The following is a 17,143-nucleotide window of genomic DNA, read 5'->3' as shown; positions in this document are numbered from 1 at the left end:
TGTGCGGTGAGCATGCCGCCGGATCAGGTCAGGGACGAACCCACGCGCAGACAGCGGCCGGTGCCGCTGTGGCGCGATCGGCGTGTCTGGCGCTGGGCGCTGGCGGTGCTGCTGGTGCTGGGAATGACCGTGGTGGTGTTCCGCCGCCCGCTGGCCGACCTGATCTGGCCGGAGCCGCGCATCCAGCAATTGCTCGATCAGGGCCACGCGGCGCTGCGTGCGGGCCGGCTCAGCGCCGCCGACGGCAGCGGTGCGCGCGAGCGCTTCGAGGCCGCGCTGGCGCTGGACAGCGACCGCATGCAGGCGCGCGTCGGGTTGGCCGCGACCGGGCGCGCGGCGTTGGGGCAGGCGCGCGCGGCGCTGGCCGCCGGCCGCTTTCCGCAGGCGCGCGAGGCGCTGGCGCTGGCGCGCGCGCTGCAGGTGCCGCGCGCCGATGCCGATCGCATCGAGGCGGCATTGCGCGCGCGCGAGGCCGCGCACGCCGGCATCGATCAACTGCTGCAACGGGCGGCGCAGGCGCGCCACGACGGGCATCTGGACGACGGCCCGGACGCGGCCCTGCCGCTGTACCAGCGCGTCCTGGAGTACGCGCCGGAACGCACCGCGGCGCTGGAAGGCCGCGAGGATGCGCTGTCGGAACTGCTGCAGCACGCACGCAGCGACCTGGCGCGCGGCGACCTGGCCGCCGCCGCGGCGCTGGTGGAGCGCGCGCGCGGCTACGACCCCGGCCATGTCGACTTGCCCGAGACCCAGGCGGAACTGAACCGGGCGCTGGAGCGCCTGCAGCGCGAGGCCGAGCAGGCCCTGCGCCGGCAACGCCTGGACGCGGCGGCACACGCGTTTGCGCAGTGGCACGCGGCGGTGCCGGACGCAGCCGGCGCCAGCGACGGCCTGGAGCGGGTGGCGGCGGCCTATGCGCTGCAGGCGAGCCGTGCCGCCGCCGATTTCCGTTTCGGCGAGGCCGAGCGCGCCTTGCGCAAGGGCCAGGCCCTGGCGCCGGATAGCCGCGCGCTGGCCGACGCGAAGCAGGCGTTGCAGCGCGCCCGGCAAAGCCAGGCCACGCCGCCCTCGCGGGTGTCGCCGGCCGAGCGCGAGCGCCGCCTGCAGCGCCTGCTGACCGATCTGCAGGCTGCCGAGGCGCGCGGTGCCTGGCTGACCCCGCCCGGCGCCAGCGCCTACGACACCTTGCTGGCGGCGCAGACCCTGGCGCCGCGCGATGCGCGCGTGCGCGCGGCCGAGCAGCGCGTGCTGGCGGCGCTGCGACGCTGTTTCGACGACGCCATGCGCGGCAATCGGGTGCTGGCGGCGAGCGCCTGCTACGACGCCTGGCGTGCGCTGGCGCCGGGCGGCAACGGCCTGGCCACTGCGCGGCGACGCCTGGCGCAGCGCTGGCTGGCGGTCGGCGACGAGCGCCTGAGCGGTGGCGATGCCGCGTTCGCGCGGCAGGCGTTGCAGCGCGCCCGCGCGATCGATCCGGCGACCCCGGAGCTGGCCGCCTTCGAGCGTCGCTTGCGCAGCCTCAGTCCGGGGCGTTAGTGGGCGCAGTGAAGTGGGAGCTTCCCCAGGCTGATGGTGCGGCGCGTCGGGACTGAAGTCCCTCCCACAGGGGGCGTTGAGAGGTTCCGGCGATCGGTTGTATATCCGGGGCTGCGAGCGTCTTGGTTTGCAGTGCGCGCGTGGGTGCGCGACAGCGCCCGCCGGGTGCCGGCCAGAGCGGCGATGCTCGCAACACCATTGTGGGAGGGACTTCAGTCCCGACGCGATAGAAAACGGCGCGCCACCGCCGCTCAGGCCAGGAACGCCTCGCGCACCGTGGCGCGGGCGGCGTCCAGCGAGAAGTGGGTTTCGATGTTGCGCAGGCCGTTGTCGGCCAGCCGTTGCCACAGCGCCGGATCGGCGTAGAGCTGCGCGATGGCGTCGGCGAACGCGGCGGGGTCGTCGGCGATCAGCACGTCCTCGCCGTCGCGCAGGTGCATGCCTTCCACCGCGCACGCGGTGGCCACCACCGGCTGGCCATGGGCCATGCTGAGGTTGACCTTGCCCTTGACCCCCGCGCCGAACCGCAGCGGCGCCACGGCGATGCGCATGCCGTCCATGTAGGCAGCGATGTCGGGCACGTGGCCGAGCAACTCGACGCCCGCGGTGGCCTCGCCGAGGCGGCGGATGTCCTCCGGCATGTCCGCACCGATGCAGTGGAAGCGCACCTCCGGCAGACGCGTGCGCACGGCAGGAAATACCTCCTGCAGGAACCAGCGCACCGCGTCCACGTTGGGCGCATGGCGGAAGCCGCCGACGAACACCAGGTCGCGGCGCTGCGCCCACGGCAGGCCGGGGCCGGCGACCTCGTGCAGGTTCGAGATCAGCGCCGTGCGCACCTGTGGCGCCTCGCGCTGCAACTGTTCGCGTTCGACCGCGCTGACCAGCACGGTCACGTCGACCTGCGCCATCACCTCCAGCTCGCGCGCGCGGGTGCGCTCGGCCTCGCGCAGCAGGCGCGCATCGCCGGCGAGTTCGGCACCGCGGCGCTCGCGCAGGTAGTGCAGGTCCACGGTGTCGAACAGGCGCCGTGCCTGCGGCGCGAACCGGCGCAGCAGCGGCAGGCAGGCGTGGGCGACGTGGTGGCGCACCAGCAGCACGCTGTGGAAGCGCGCACCGTGCTGCTGCAGGAACCAGGTCAGGTTCTTCAGGTACGGCGCGTACCACACCTCCACGCCGAGCCGTTGCAGGGTCTCGCTATGGCGGCTGGCATAGCTGCGCTCGCTGGGCACGAACACCACGTGCGCGCCTTCCTCCAGCAGCAGGCGGATCAGGTTGAGCTGGCGCAGCGAGGCGGAATCGCGGTCCGGCTGCGGCAGCGCTTCGTCCAGGATCAGTACCTGGCGCTGCCGGCGATGCAGCAGCGCTGGCACCGGTACCTCGCCGGGTTGCAGGTGCTGCGCCAACACCTCGGCCCACTTGCTGGCGAAGACCGCACGGTTGCGTACCTGGTAGGCCTTGATCCCGCTGCCGGTGTCGGTGCCGTTGCTGGTGCCCTCGTCGTGCACCACGCGGCTGGCCGGTTGCACCAGCGTGCGCAAGCCGGCGGCGCGTACCGCGAAGGCCAGGTCGGTGTCCTCGTAGTAGGCCGGCATGTAGCGCGTGTCGAAACCGCCCAGCGCCAGGAAGCGCGCGCGCTCGATCGCCAGCGCCGCGCCGCTGCCGTAGTCGACGTCGCGCAGGTAGGCATAGCGCGGATCGTCGGGCGACTCGAAGCGGCCGTAGCTCCAGGCGCTGCCGTCGGCGAAGACCACGCCGCCGGCATCCTGCAGGCGGCCGTCGGGATACAGCAGTTGCGCGCTGACCAGGCCGGCCTGCGGCAGCTGCGCGAAGGTGTCCAGCAACGCGTCCAGCCAGCCCGGCTGCGGCACCGTGTCGTTGTTGAGGAACACCAGGTAGCGGCCCTGCGCGCGTGCGGCGCCGTCGTTGCAGGTGGCGATGAAGCCGCCGTTGCGCTCGCGCACGTGGTAGTGCAGGCCGACGATCTGCGGTAGCCACTGCGCCGTGTCGTCGTTGCTGCCGTCGTCGATCACCAGGATCTCGCAGGGCGCGGCCGGCGGATGCGCGGCCAGCGCGCGCAGGCAGGCGAGGGTATGCGCGACGTGGTTGTAGACCGGGATCACGATGCTGACCAGCGGCGCAGGACTGTTCGGCACCGCGAACGGCGCGAACGGTGCAGATTCCACCGCGAACAGCGCGCGCTGCGGCGGCGGCAGCGGTTGCGCATGCACGCGCAGGCGCTCCCAGGTGCTGCGCCAGCCGCGCGTGCGCAGGCTGGTCAGGCCGCGCCGGACCAGGCCGGCCAGGCGGTTCAGGGCGTAGCGCGCATTCGCCCACGACATCGACATCCGGTACCACTCCAACTTAAACGAAGAGGCCGTCGCGCCGCGCTGCCCGCTGGGCTGCGCTAGACTCGGCGGAATTTACATTCTCGCATTCCCGTGCCCCGACGCTACGACGATCACGACACCGACGATCAGGACGACGCCCTGGACAGCCCCGCCGCCGTATGGCGCAGGCGCCTGCTCACCTGGGGCCTGGCTGCCGCCGCACTCGGCCTGGGCTTCCTGATTCCGTACACGGTCTATCTGAACAAACAGGTCACCCAGCGTTTCGGCGAACTGCGCTGGCAGATCCCCACTCGTGTCTACGCGCGGCCGCTGGTGCTGGCGCCGGACACGGCGATGGACCCGCAGACGCTGAAGACCGAACTCGATGCCGCCAGCTACCGCGCCGATGCCGGCGCCGAGCGCCCCGGCAGCTACCAACAGGACGGCAGCCGCTTCACCATCGCCAGCCGCGGCTACGTCGATGTCGACGGGCGGGTCGCGCCGCGCCGCATCGAGGTGGGCCTGGCCGGCGGGCGCGTGGTGGCGCTGCGCGATGCGCAGACGCGCAAGGCGCTCAAGGCCGCGCGGCTGGATCCGGCGCGCATCGCCACGCTGTACGGGCAGAAGCAGGAAGAGCGGCGCCTGGTGCGCGTGGACGAGGTGCCGGAACTGCTGGTCACCGGCCTGCAGGCGGTAGAGGACCGCGACTTCAATTCGCACCATGGCATCGACCTCAGCGGCATGGTCCGCGCGGCCTGGGTGATGGTGCGCTCCGGCGGCAAGAGCCGGCAGGGCGCCAGCACCCTGACCCAGCAACTGGCGCGCAGCGGCCTGCTCGGCATCGGCAAGGAACAGACCGTCACTCGCAAGTTCAACGAGATCCTGTACGCGCTGATCATGGAGGCGCGCTACGACAAGCGCACCATCCTGGAGGCGTATCTCAACCAGGTGTACCTGGGCCAGCGCGGCAGCCAGGCGGTGCATGGCGTGGCCTCGGGCGCGGAGTTCTGGTTCGGCCGCGAACTCGATGCGCTGGCGCCGGAGCAGGTGGCGCTGCTGATCGGCCTGGTCAAGGGGCCGTCCTACTACGACCCGCGGCGCTATCCCGAGCGCGCGCTGGACCGGCGCAACTTCGTGCTCGGCAAGCTGCGCGAGAGCGAGCTGATCGACGAGCCGACCTATCGCAAGGCACTGGCCGCACCGCTGGGCGTGCCGGCCGAACCCGGCCTGGTCGCGGCCAACCGGTTCCCCGCCTATGTCGACCTGGTGCGGCGCCAGCTGGCGCGCGATTACCCCGAAAGCGCGCTGCAGGGCGCCGGCCTGAGCGTGCTCACCGGCATGTCGCCGTCGGCGCAGGCCTATGCCGAGGGCGCGGTGACGCGCACCATCACCGCGCTGGAAACCAACAAGAAGCGCCCGCCGCTGCAGGCCGGCCTGGTGCTCACCGACACCCACAACGGCGAGGTGCTGGCGGTGGTCGGCAGCCGCGACGTGGCCCAACCCGGTTTCAATCGCGCGATCGAGGCGCAGCGCCAGGTCGGCTCGCTGCTCAAGCCGTTCGTGTACCTGTTGGCGCTGGCGCAGCCGGACCGCTACTCGCTGGCCAGCTGGGTCGACGACACCCCGGTCACCGTGCAGCTGGGCCGCGGCCGCACCTGGAGCCCGGGCAATTCCGATGGCCGCAGCCACGGCACGGTGCGCGTGGTCGATGCGCTGGCGCACTCCTACAACCAGGCCACGGTGCGCATCGGCATGCAGGTCGGGCCGGAGCGCGTGGCGCAACTGGTGAAGGTGCTGGCCGGCATCGAGGCCGAGGTCAATCCCTCGCTGATCCTCGGCGCCACCGACCAGAGCCCGTACGCGATGGCGCAGCTGTACCAGTTCCTGGCCTCCGGTGGCGAAATCCAGCCGCTGCATGCGGTGCGCGGCGTGCTCGATCCGCAGGGCAAGCTGCTCAAGCGCTACGACAAGACCCCGGCGCCGGCGCAGGAGGGCGACTCCATCGCCGCCAACCTGGTGGGCATGGCGCTGCAGCAGGTGGTCAGCAACGGCACCGCGCGGCAACTGCTCAGCGATGGGTTGGGCAAGCTGTCGCCGGCCGGCAAGACCGGTACCAGCAACGATGGCGTGGACAGCTGGTATGCCGGCTACACCGGCGACCACCTGGCCGTGATCTGGATCGGCAACGATCAGAACAAGCAGACCGGCCTGTACGGCGCCACCGGCGCGATGCGGGTGTGGTCGGGCATCTTCTCGCGGCTGCCGAGCGCGCCGCTGCAGGTGCAGGGCAAGGGCATCGATTGGCAGTGGATGGACCCGGTGGGGTACAACAGCACCGACTCGACCTGCCCCGGCGCGCGCCAGTTCCCGTTCGTGGTCGGCTTCGTGCCGGCGTATGCCGCGTGCACGCCGCCGCAGGCGCTGCCGGAAGACGCCGCGCCCGCCGAGGGCGAACACCAGGGCGGCGGCTGGCGCAGCTGGTTCGGCCTGGACAAGAAGAAAGACCCGCCTGCCGACGCGGCCGCGCCGCCGCCGGCGCATTGATTCCCGGATCCCGGATACCGCTCATGACCCCACGTCTTCCCGCCATCGCCGCCCTCAGCCTGCTGCTCGCCTCCTGCGTCAGCGCACCGCCGCCGCCGCCCCCGGCCGCACCGGTGGACACCACTACGCCGGCGCAGCGCATCGCCGCGATCGACGCCAGCGGCGGTGCCGACGACACCGAACTGAGCGTGCAGCCGCTGCGCGATCCGGAAGTGGAGGATCTGCGCGAGAGCGCCAAGCGCAAGCGCAGCGCCGGCGACCTGGCCGGTGCCGCCGCAGCCCTGGACCAGGCGCTGAAGCTGGTGCCGGACGACCCGGCGCTGCTGCAGGACCGCGCCGAAGTGGCGCTGCTGCAGAAGGACGACGCCCAGGCCGAAGCCTTCGCCAAGCGCGCCATCGACCTGGGCTCGCAGACCGGTCCGCTGTGCCGCCGCCACTGGGCGACCATCGAACAGGCGCGCCTGGCCCGCGGGCAGAAGGAAAACGCAGCCTCGGCGCACGCCCAGATCGCCGGGTGCACGGTGCCGGGGATCAAGAGGTACTGAGGGCCGGGAATGGGGAGTCGGGAATGGGGAATGGATAGAAGCTGCGTTTCTGGCGGCTCGTCCCCCTGGCGGCGTTCGGTCTTCCCGCTCTGCCGGCGGCAGTCACAGTGAGCGGGTAGCGCTGCTGCTCTAACCATTCCCTATTCCCGACTCTCCATTCCCATGTCGTTAGCTCACGCAAGCACCGAAGCCCTCAGCGAAGGCGGGGCGCTTGCGCGTCAGCTCGATGCGTTCGTGCCGCGGCCGGCGCAGTTGCGGTTGACCGCGGCGATCGCCGAGGCGTTCGAGCAGCGCGACGTGCTGCTGGCCGAGGCCGGCACCGGGACCGGCAAGACCTATGCGTATCTGGTGCCGGCGCTGTTGTCGGGGCTGAAGACCATCGTCTCCACCGGGACGCGCGCGCTGCAGGACCAGCTCTACCACCGCGATCTGCCGCGGGTGCGGGCGGCGCTGGGCGTGGGCCTGAGCAGTGCGCTGCTGAAGGGACGCGCCAACTATCTGTGCAAATACCGCCTGCAGCAGGCGCGCGGCGAGCCGCGCTTCACCGCGCGCGAGCAGGTCGCGCAGTTCCAGCGCATCGTCGCCTGGAGCGGACGCACCCGCTTCGGCGACATCGCCGAGCTGGACGCGCTGGCCGACGATTCGCCGCTGCTGCCGCTGGTCACCTCCACCGTCGACAACTGCCTGGGCACCGAATGCCCGTTCTGGGGCGAGTGCTTCGTGGTGCAGGCGCGGCAGCGCGCGCAGGCCGCCGACCTGGTGGTGGTCAACCACCACCTGCTGCTGGCCGATCTGGCGCTGAAGCAGGAAGGCTTCGGCGAGATCCTGCCCGGCGCGCAGGCCTTCGTGATCGACGAGGCGCACCAGTTGCCGGAGCTGGCGGCGAACTTCTTCGGCGAAGGCTTCGGCATGCGCCCGCTGCAGGAACTGGCGCGCGACTGCGTGGCCGAGAGCCGCCAGGTCGCCGGCGCGCTGGCCAGCCTGCAGGCGCCGGCGCAGGCGCTGGAACAGACCCTGCGCGAATTGCGCGCGGCGATGGAGGGGCTGCCGGCGCGCGGCACGCAATGGCGGCTGCTGGCCAAGCCGCAGGTACGCGACGGTTTCGACGCGCTGCTGGCCGATCTGGCGCGGCTGCAGGAGCCGCTGACGGTGCTGCGCGAGGCTTCGCCCGGCTTCGACGCCTGCGCGGCACGCGCGCGCGAGCTGCGCACGCGGCTGGGCCGCTGGCTCGGCGAGGATGCGCCGATTCCGGATTTCGAGGCCGAGCCGGAAGCGGACGCGCCGTCGAACGATGTGCTGTGGTACGAACTGACCCCGCGCGGCTTCCGCTGCCAGCGCACGCCGCTGGACGTGTCCGGGCCGCTGCGCGCGCACCGCGAGGCGTCGCGCGCGGCCTGGGTGTTCACCTCGGCGACGCTGGCGGTGAAGGGCGAGTTCGAGCACATCGCCACCCGCCTGGGCCTGCGCGATCCGATGACCTTGCTGCAGCCCAGCCCGTTCGACTGGGCGCGGCAGGCGCTGTGCTACCTGCCGGCGCTGCCCGATCCCGCCGCGCGCGGCTTCGGCACCGCATTGATCGCCGCGTTGCAGCCGGTGCTGGAGGCCTCGCAGGGCCGCGCCTTCCTGCTGTTCGCCTCGCACCGCGCGCTGCGCGAGGCGGCCGAGGCGCTGCGCGACGGGCCTTGGCCGCTGTTCGTGCAGGGCGAGGCGCCGCGCGCGACCTTGCTCGAGCGCTTCCGCGCCTCCGGCAACGGCGTGCTGCTCGGCTCGGCCAGTTTCCGCGAGGGCGTGGACGTGGTCGGCGATGCGCTGAGCGTGGTGGTGATCGACAAGCTGCCGTTCGCCGCGCCCGACGATCCGGTGTTCGAAGCACGCCTGGAGGCGATCCGCCGCGACGGCGGCAACCCGTTCCGCGAGGAGCAGTTGCCGCAGGCGGTGATCGCGCTCAAGCAGGGCGTGGGCCGGCTGATCCGCAGCGAGCGCGACCGCGGCGTGCTGGTGCTGTGCGACCCGCGCCTGCTCTCCAAGTCCTATGGCCGCACCTTCCTGGAGTCGCTGCCGCCGTTCGCCCGCACCCGCGACGTGGAGGACGTGCGCCAGTTCTTCGCCGCCGAGGCCCCGGCGCTGGGCGATAATCCCGAGGCCGCGACGCCACCGGCCACGTCAAACTAGCCGACGCGCCGCCTTTGCTTTTCCGATTCCCCAATCCCCATTCCCGATTCCCAGCCTCCAATGAATCTGCTCGCCTTCGAAACCTCCACCGAAGCCTGCTCCGTCGCCGTGCTGGTCGGCGACCGCGTGCTGGAGCGCTTCGACCTGGCGCCGCGGCGGCACGCCGAACTGGCGCTGCCCTGGGCCGAGCAGTTGCTGGCCGAGGCCGGCATCGGCCGCCGTCAGCTCGATGCAGTGGCCTTCGGCCGCGGCCCCGGCGCGTTCACCGGCGTGCGCCTGGCGATCGCGGTCGCGCAGGGCATCGCCCTGGCCCTGGACCTGCCGGTGCTGCCGGTGTCCACGCTGCAGGTGCTGGCGCTGCGCGCGCCGGCCGACGCGCCGCGAGTGCTGGCGGCGATCGATGCGCGCATGGGCGAGGTCTACACCGCGGCCTACGCGCGGCAGGCCGATGGCGGCCTGCAGGCGCTGGCCCCGGAGCAGGTGCTGAGTCCGGAGGCCTTCGTGTTGCCGGAGCCGGATGCGGCCTGGGCTGCGGTCGGCACCGGGCTGGCGGCGGTCGATGGCACCTTGCAGCGCCGCTTCGGCGCGCACTGGCGCAGCGCCGATGCGCAGGCGCTGCCGCATGCCGCCGACGTGCTGACCCTGGCCGCGGCCGCATACGCGCGCGGCGAAGGGATCGCGCCGGAACGCGCCGAACCGGCCTACCTGCGCGACAACGTCGCCCTGACCCTGGCCGAGCAGCAGGCGCAGCGGGCCGCACGGTGAGTGCGTGCGGCGTGCCGTCGGCGCGTCAGCGGTCGAGTACCAGCGGCGTGGCGCTTTCGTGCGCAGGCCTGGCGACGCACAGCAGCGCACAGCCTGGTTCGATCTGGGTGTCGGGCGGACGCAGGTAATGCACTGCGCCGGACAGCACGCGCGTCGCGCAGGTGCCGCAGGAACCGTAGCGGCAATCGGAGGGCGCAGCGATCCGCTGCGCTTCTGCCAGCTCCAGTAACGTGCCGGCGTCCGGGGTCCAGACCGCCTCGCGTCCCGAGCGCTGGAACCGCACGCGCACCCGTGGCGCATCTGCGGGCGCTGCGGGGTTCGTATCGCGGACGAGGCTCGATGGGCCGAATGCCTCGAAGCGGATGCGCGCGTCCGCCACGTTCAGCGCGCGCAATCCACGGTACATATCGCGCATGAAGTCTGGCGGTCCGCACAGGTAGAAGTCGTAATCGTCGAATGCCAGGATCCGCTGCAACCGCGCGATGCCGATGCGGCCGGCGCCGTGGCCGGCCGCTCGGCTGTCCAGGCAATGCAGCGACAGCCGCGCGTCGGCCGCGGCGAGCCGTGCCAGTGTGGCGGCGAACGGACGATCGGCGGCCTCGCGGGCGCCGTGCACGAAGATCAACCGCCGCCGCGAGGCGGTGTCGGCCAGCGCCTGGCGCAGCATCGCCAGCATCGGCGCGATGCCGATCCCGGCCGAGACGAACACCACCGGCCGCGGGCTGGCGGCATCGAAGACGAAATCGCCGCGCGGCATCTGCGCGTCCAGCGTCGTGCCGACCTGCGCATGGTCGTGCAGCCAGGCCGATGCCCGGCCCTGCCGTTTCACGGTGATCCGGTAGAGCGCGCCACCCGGCGCGTCGGACAGCGTGTAGTTGCGCACCGTCGGCGCGGCATTGCCGCAGATCGGGAAACGCAGCGTAAGGTGTTGGCCGGCTGCGTACGACGGCAGCGCGCCGCCGTCCTCGGCGGCGAAATGGAACGAGCGGATGGCACGCGCTTCGTCGACGATCCGCACGATCCGCAGCGGCCGCCAGGCGCGTTCGGCGGCAGGCGTCGACGCCGCGGCGAACTGCGCTGGGCGCTGCACCGCCGACCAGCGCCACGGCAACACGGCGCGCGTGTGGCGCACTTCGCGGAGATGGAAGCGCACCACGCGCTGCGCGCCCGCGAACGTCGCCAGTAGCGGCCCGTCCCAGACGATCTCCGCGCGGGCGGCCAGGTACAGCAGGTCGCCGCGTTCGAAGTCGATGAACAGCAGCCCCGCGCGCGGATCTTGCAACAGATTGCCGAGCGTATTGAAGTAGCGGTTGCCGCTGAAATCCGGCGTGGTCAGGGTGCGCGCATCGTCGACGCGCACGAAGCCGGGCAGGCCGCCGCGGTGCGACACGTCCGCGCCGCGCGCGGCGCCGGCATCCTCCGAGGTGTTCGCGCTGGCGATGAAGAAGGTATCGCAGCGCGCGAGCAGCGCGCATTGCGCATCGCTCAGACGCGCCGACACGGCAGTCGCGGTATGCGCGTGGACCTCGCCTGCGGCGAACGTCGGGCTGCGGCTGTTGATGTACTGCGGGCAGTTACCGAAGCTCTGCTCCACCGCGACCGTCAGCGTGTCGCCATCGACTGCGCTGACGCTGCCGTTGACGCGATTGCGTCGTCGCGTTTCGAGCGCGATGCCCAGGCCGCCGAACGGCGCGCCCGGCCGCCAGGTGCCGGCCAGCGGGTCGCCGGGCAGGGGCGGCGCGGCGATGCGCAGCGTGCGCGGGTCCGGTGTGCTCAGGAAGCCGGGCTGGCCCACGCGCAGCGTCGCCCACGGCTGCCCGTGCGCGTCGCTGCCGGCGAGTACGAACAGCGGCAGTTGCGCGAAGAAGTCCCGATGCTGTTCGGGCATGCAGCGGCGGATGCTGCGCCGCCCGGCCGCCGCCGCGACCGCGCTGGCCCCGGCCCGCTGCTGGACGGCAAGTTCGCCGGGGTGGAACGGCGAGGTCTCCAGATCCCAGCCGGCGACGCCAGCGGTCGGCGCGTTCATCGCGGTCTGCGTGCCGTCGGCCGGCAGCGCTCAGCCGGCCGACGCGCCGGGCGGCAGCGCCGGCAAGGCGACGAATCCCGGCAAGGCTTCGATCCGGGCAAGCCACGCCCGCACTTGCGGGTAAGGTTCGAGCGCGATTCCGCCTTCTGGCGCATGCGCGATGTAGGTGTAGCCGGCGATGTCGGCGATGGTCGGTTGCGCGCCGGCGGCGAACGGCGTGTCGGCCAATTCCTGGTCGATCGCATCGAGCAACCGGGTCGCCGTACGCCTGGCCGCCGCCAGGTCGAGCGGCATCCCGAATGCGGTCGCCAGCCGCGCCGCGGCGGGCCCGTAGGCGATCGGCCCGGCCGCGTACGACAACCAGCGCTGCACGGTCGCTGCGCCGAGCGGCTCGTCCGGCAGCCACTGCGGATGGCCGTAGCGTTTGGCCAGATAGACCAGGATCGCGTTGGAATCGGCGAGCACCCTGCCGCTGTCGTCGATCACCGGTATCTGTCCGAGCGGATTCAGCGCCAGGAACGCCGGTTGCCGTTGCGCGCCGGCGGCGAGATCCACATCGATGGTCTCGAACGGCAGTCCGAGCAGCGACAGGAACAGGCGCACCCGGTGCGCGTGTCCGGACAGGGGCGCGGAATAGACCCGGATCGGAGCGGCGGGACGATCGGTGCCGCGAGGACTGAGGGTGGACATGGAACGGCTCCGCAATCGTGCATCGCCGGGGATCGGCGACGATCGGCTGCAGCCTAGCGCTGGCCGCGGCCGGCAAGAAGACGGACAATGCGAGAAACATTATCCTTTCCGGAAGGACAATCGGGCATGGCCGACCTGCGCGACGTCAACCTGAATCGTCTGGCGATCTTCGTCGCAGTGGTCGAGGCCGGCTCGCTGACTGCCGCGGCCGAGCGGCTCGGCTTGGCCAAGACGGTGGTCAGCACGCACATGCAGCGCCTGGAATCGGAGGTCGGCGCGAACCTGCTGGTGCGCACGACGCGACGGCTGAGCGTGACCGACGCCGGACGCGGGTTCTACGAGGCGTGCCGCGACATCGTGCGCGCGGCCGAGCATGCGCTGCAGACGGTGTCTCCCGACGCCGGCCCGTTGCGTGGCGCGCTGCGGGTCAGCGTGCCGGTCGACTACGGCGCGCAGGTGGTGGCCCCGGCGGTGGTCGCTTTGCGCGACAGGCACCCCCGCCTCGATGTCGAACTGGTCGCGAACGATCGCATCGTCGATCTGGTCGCCGACAATCTCGATGTGGCGATCCGCATCGGCCGTCTCGCCGATTCGACCTACCGCGCGGTACGGCTCGGCAGCTATGCGGTGTGGCCGGTCGCCAGCCCGCAGTTCGTCGCGCGCCACGGGCTGCCGCGCGACCCGGCGGCGCTGGCTGCGCTCCCCTTCGTGCTGCTGTCCAGCATTGCCCGTCCGCGCACCCTGGAGCTGGTCAATGCGCGCGGCGACAGCGTCGCGGTGCGCTGCGTGCCGCACTTCGTCGCCAATACCGCGACCGGCTGCCGCGCGATCGTGCTGGCCGGTGGCGCGTTCGGCCTGCTGACGGATTTCTCCACCGCCGCCGACGTCGCCGCCGGCCGGCTGGTGCGTCTGTTGCCGGCGTGGCGTTCGGCATCGTTCGGCATCCATGCGGTATACCCGCCGACGCGGCTGCCATCGCCGAAGGTGCGCGCCTTCATCGATGCGATGAAGGCGCGGATCGCATCGATGCGCACCGAGGCGGAGGGCGGCACGGCGGCCGTTGCCGGTGCGGCGCCTGCACGTGCGCGGCGACGGCCAGCGCGCTGATCGCGCGCCGGTCGCCGTGCCGCCGATCAATAGTCGTAGCTGACGCTCAACCGCAGCGACCGCGGCGCCTGGCGCAGCAGGGCCGCGCCATACACCGGGTCCGCCTTACCTGGGTCCGACTCCGAGTACGGATACTTCCACAGCGTGGCCTGGCCGTTGAAGACGTTGAACACGTCCAGGGTGAAGGCCAGTTTGCGGTCGGCGTAGGCCGGCCGCCACGACACGCCGAGATCCAGTTGCTGCAGCCACGGCAGGCGGCCCTGGCTGCCCGGAGGCGCCGGTTGGCCCTGGTAGTAGTGATAGGCGATGCCGTAGCCGGAAGGGTCGCTGTGGTCGGGGCCGTAGGAGCCCAGCGCACTGAACGGCGAACCGGAGATCAGCTTGAGGTTGGCCGACACCAGCCATGCGGGATTGAGCTGGTAGTAGCCGTAGAACTTGAACTGATGGGTGTGGTCGTTGCTCTGCGGGCCGTTGGTGTGCTCCATCAGCTGCGCGAAGTCCCAGGCCTGAGTGGTGGACACCGCGGTCTGGCCGATGCCCGACAGCAACTGGCCCTCGGTGGTGCCGTAGCTGCGCGACCAGGTGTAGTCGAGGCGGCCGTACCAGCGCTGGTCGAACGGATGCTCCAGCGACAGGTTGAGTCCGTAGTAGTTGCGCTTGAACGCCGGGAAGCCGAACTGCGCGTTGCTCAGCGGCACCTTGACGTAGTTGCCCGAGGTGTCGACCAGGGTGAAGGTGTTGGCCCGGCCCGGGTTGATCAGCCAGCAGCTGACCGGGTTGCTGGCCAGGGTCACCGTGTGCCCTTGCGCCGCGGCGGCGGCGAACACGGTATCGCTGTCGCAGTAGTCGTCCACGCCGCTGCGCAGGACGCGGTAGGTGCCCTTGGCGCCGTAGACCCAGCTGTCGCCCCAGGCCTTGGTGAAGCCGAGGATGAACTCGTCCTGGAACGAGGGCTTGATGCCCTGCGTGGCGACGGTCTTGGGGTCGGGCAGGATGCCGTAGTTGTTGTTGGACGAGACCGCACCGGAGATCTGGGTCAGGCCGGTCGGGTAGCCGTTGGCGTCGATGCCGCCGTAGGTGTAGTAGGTCGAGGTGGCCAGGGTGGCGCCGGCGGCGTTGAACGCCGGGTTCAGCGGCAGGGCCAGGTAGTAGCGGCCGGCGTTGCCGTACACCTTGAAGCGCGCATCGCCGTCGACGTCCCAGCTGAAGCCCAGCCGTGGCGCCCATTGCCCGCTGGTCTGCTTGATGTACGGCGCGCCGTCGCGGTTGTAGTTGGTGAACTGGTCCAGGCGCAGGCCGAGGTTGAGCAACAGCCGGTCGTTGACCTGCCAGTTGTCTTCCACGTACTGCGCCCGTTGCGCCGAGCGCACCGAGGCCAGCGCGCTGTAGACGTACTTGCGCACGTAGTAGCCGCCCTGGCCGTTGGGGTAGCCGCCGGTGGCCGGTACGCCGAGGCCGGTGTTGATCGGCACGTTGGGATTGGCCTGGCCGTAGATCCAGTAATAGCCATCGCCCGAGGCCACCGAACCGCGGTTGAGCGCGCGCGCGTTCTGGTTGTCGATGCCGATGGTGATGCTGTGCGCGCCGATGGCGTAGTTCAGGTCCAGGCGCAGGTTGTCGGTGCGGTTGCCCCGCGCTGGATCGATCAGCAGCGCGGTGGTCTGCGCGTTGGTGATCGGGGTGCCGCCGGTGTAGGCCGGGTTCTGGAAGCCGGGGCTGGAGACATAGGTCAGCGCGCCGTTGTAGCTGGGATTGCGGCTGTAGTCGTCAGTGCGCTGCTGGCCGTACAGCGCGCTGAAGGTCAGGCGGTCGGTGAGGTAGCCGGTGTACTTGGCGCTCCACAGGTCGCCGCCGGTCTTGGTGGTGTCGGCGTTGCCGCGCAGGGCGCCGATGTCGCGGCCGCTGTACTGGTAGTACGTGCCGCGGGTGATGTAGCGGCTGGAGGCGCCAGTGATCTCCAGCAGTTGGTTGTCGCTGATGTTCCAGTCGAGCTTGGCGTACCAGCTCGGCCGGCGGTACTGGTAGTCGTAGTAGTACGGCCCTGGCGTGGTCTCGCGTGCGCCGTAGAAGCGATCGCCGTCCTGGCGTTGCAGTTCGTAGGCGCCGAAGAAGAACAGCTTGTCCTGGATCAGCGGGCCGCCGGCGTAGACGCTCTGGGTGCTGAGGGTGGAGCCGCTCTCGCTGTCCGGCCGGTACAGCGCGCCGTTGCCAGGCGCGTACACGTCCTTCTTCGCGGAGCGCAGCCCGTCCGGCTCCCAGGTCGCCTGGCCACCGAAATGCCATTCGTTGCTGCCGCGCTTGCCGACCGCATTGATCACGCCGCCGTCGGAACGGCCGTACTTGGCGCTGTAACCGCCGGTGTAGACCTCCAACTGGTCGATGCTGCCGTAGGGCAGGGTCAGCCCGCCTAGGCCGCGCAGCGGGTCGGTGGTATTGAAGCCATTGATGTAATAGGCGTTCTCCGCGGCAGAAGAGCCGCCGAAGCTGAGCAGCTGCGCGCCGGTCGGGCCGATGTAGGTGCCGCTGCCGCTGTTGCCGGCCACGCCGGGCGCCAGTTGCGCGATGGCCTCGGCCGAGCGGCCCAGCGGCAGGCGCTGCAGCTGTTCGGCATTGATCACGGTACGCGAGTCCACGCTGCTCACGTCGATCGCGGCGGCGGCGCGGTCGGCGCTGACCTGGACGCCGGCCAGGCTGGTGGTGGCGGGGCTGAAGGAGACGTCGGTGACGGCACCGACGGTGAGGCTGATGCCGTCGCGGCTGCCCAGCACGCTGCCGTCGGCGCCCTTGGCGATGATGGTGTAGGTGCCCAGCGGCAACTGGCCGATGCTGTAGCGGCCGCGCGCATCCACGGCGACCTCGCGGCTGAGGCCGCTGTCGCTGCGCACCAGGATGCGCTGGGTATCGGCGGGCGCCTGACCGGCGACGGCACCGGTGGTGGACTGGGCCTGGGCCGGCGGGAGGGCGAGGGCGGCACTCAGTGCAAGGGCGAGCAGGGCGGGCCTGCGGAGGGAGCGATGGTTGTGCATGCGGAAGGCGACTCGGGTGGTGGGGGCGGGGGGCCGCCGCGCCGACTCGAATCCGCCCGTCCTGGATGATGCGGTATGCGCGGTAACGTTCCCCCGCTCCATTAACCTTAATGGGACGCCATCACAGAAATGCCGCGTCGTTATGTCGGCGGTACCAATGGTTATGTCCTTCGCTGTCGGGCTTCATGGCGGCCGGACCCCCCCCCCCACCCCCCCCCCCCCGGGGGGGGGGGGCGGGGCGCTTTCTTTTCCCCCCGGGGGAAGGGGCCCCGAGAGGGGGGGGTGGGGGAGGGGGGGAGCCCCTGGCCGCCCAAAACCCCGGGGGCGCGACACCGCGCACCCCCCCCCCCCCCCCCTCCCCACGGGGGGGGGGGCGGTGGGTGATCTCTTTCCCCCTCGGGG

10 protein-coding genes are annotated in these 17,143 nt (G+C 71.6%); 6 read left to right on the top strand and 4 right to left on the bottom strand.

The window, feature by feature from the left end:
• Positions 1-12: 12 nt before the first annotated feature.
• Complete coding sequence (locus CEK66_RS03870) at positions 13-1,536, top strand: hypothetical protein (protein WP_152236039.1); 1,524 nt, start codon at positions 13-15, stop codon at positions 1,534-1,536.
• Between the two features lie 251 nt (positions 1,537-1,787).
• On the opposite strand, the gene CEK66_RS03865 is transcribed toward CEK66_RS03870, so the two are convergent.
• Complete coding sequence (locus CEK66_RS03865; RefSeq protein ID WP_152236010.1) at positions 1,788-3,884, bottom strand: glycosyltransferase; 2,097 nt, start codon at positions 3,882-3,884, stop codon at positions 1,788-1,790.
• A gap of 93 nt (positions 3,885-3,977) precedes the next feature.
• On the opposite strand from CEK66_RS03865, the gene mrcB reads away from it, so the two are divergent.
• From mrcB to tsaB, 4 genes are all read left to right on the top strand, one after another.
• Complete coding sequence (gene mrcB / locus CEK66_RS03860; RefSeq protein ID WP_152236009.1) at positions 3,978-6,410, top strand: penicillin-binding protein 1B; 2,433 nt, start codon at positions 3,978-3,980, stop codon at positions 6,408-6,410.
• Positions 6,411-6,433: 23 nt separating this feature from the next.
• Positions 6,434-6,955: a tetratricopeptide repeat protein gene (locus CEK66_RS03855; protein ID WP_010343249.1), complete on the top strand. Its 522-nt coding sequence runs from the start codon at positions 6,434-6,436 to the stop codon at positions 6,953-6,955.
• A gap of 162 nt (positions 6,956-7,117) precedes the next feature.
• Positions 7,118-9,127 (top strand): ATP-dependent DNA helicase, encoded by a 2,010-nt coding sequence (locus CEK66_RS03850; protein WP_152236008.1) that lies wholly within the window; start codon positions 7,118-7,120, stop codon positions 9,125-9,127.
• A 60-nt stretch (positions 9,128-9,187) separates the two neighbouring features.
• Positions 9,188-9,892 carry a tRNA (adenosine(37)-N6)-threonylcarbamoyltransferase complex dimerization subunit type 1 TsaB gene (gene tsaB / locus CEK66_RS03845; protein ID WP_152236007.1) on the top strand — a complete coding sequence of 235 codons (705 nt, stop codon included), beginning with the start codon at positions 9,188-9,190 and terminating at the stop codon, positions 9,890-9,892.
• A 25-nt stretch (positions 9,893-9,917) separates the two neighbouring features.
• Here tsaB and CEK66_RS03840 read toward each other — a convergent pair whose 3' ends face one another.
• Positions 9,918-11,918: a pyridoxamine 5'-phosphate oxidase family protein gene (locus CEK66_RS03840; protein ID WP_152236006.1), complete on the bottom strand. Its 2,001-nt coding sequence runs from the start codon at positions 11,916-11,918 to the stop codon at positions 9,918-9,920.
• A gap of 30 nt (positions 11,919-11,948) precedes the next feature.
• Positions 11,949-12,608 (bottom strand): glutathione S-transferase, encoded by a 660-nt coding sequence (locus tag CEK66_RS03835; RefSeq protein WP_152236005.1) that lies wholly within the window; start codon positions 12,606-12,608, stop codon positions 11,949-11,951.
• 126 nt (positions 12,609-12,734) lie between these two features.
• Here CEK66_RS03835 and CEK66_RS03830 point away from each other — a divergent pair, with 126 nt between their 5' ends.
• Positions 12,735-13,715 (top strand): LysR family transcriptional regulator, encoded by a 981-nt coding sequence (locus tag CEK66_RS03830; protein ID WP_017914511.1) that lies wholly within the window; start codon positions 12,735-12,737, stop codon positions 13,713-13,715.
• A 26-nt stretch (positions 13,716-13,741) separates the two neighbouring features.
• On the opposite strand, the gene CEK66_RS03825 is transcribed toward CEK66_RS03830, so the two are convergent.
• A complete protein-coding gene (locus CEK66_RS03825; RefSeq protein ID WP_152236004.1) occupies positions 13,742-16,741 on the bottom strand; it encodes a TonB-dependent receptor in 3,000 nt (999 codons plus the stop codon).
• Positions 16,742-17,143: the final 402 nt, after the last annotated feature.

This window comes from Xanthomonas sp. LMG 12460 (assembly GCF_009192895.1).
Classification (GTDB): domain Bacteria; phylum Pseudomonadota; class Gammaproteobacteria; order Xanthomonadales; family Xanthomonadaceae; genus Xanthomonas_A; species Xanthomonas_A sontii.
Note: the sequence above shows the minus strand (reverse complement) of the source record. Positions and strands in the feature narration are given on the sequence as shown.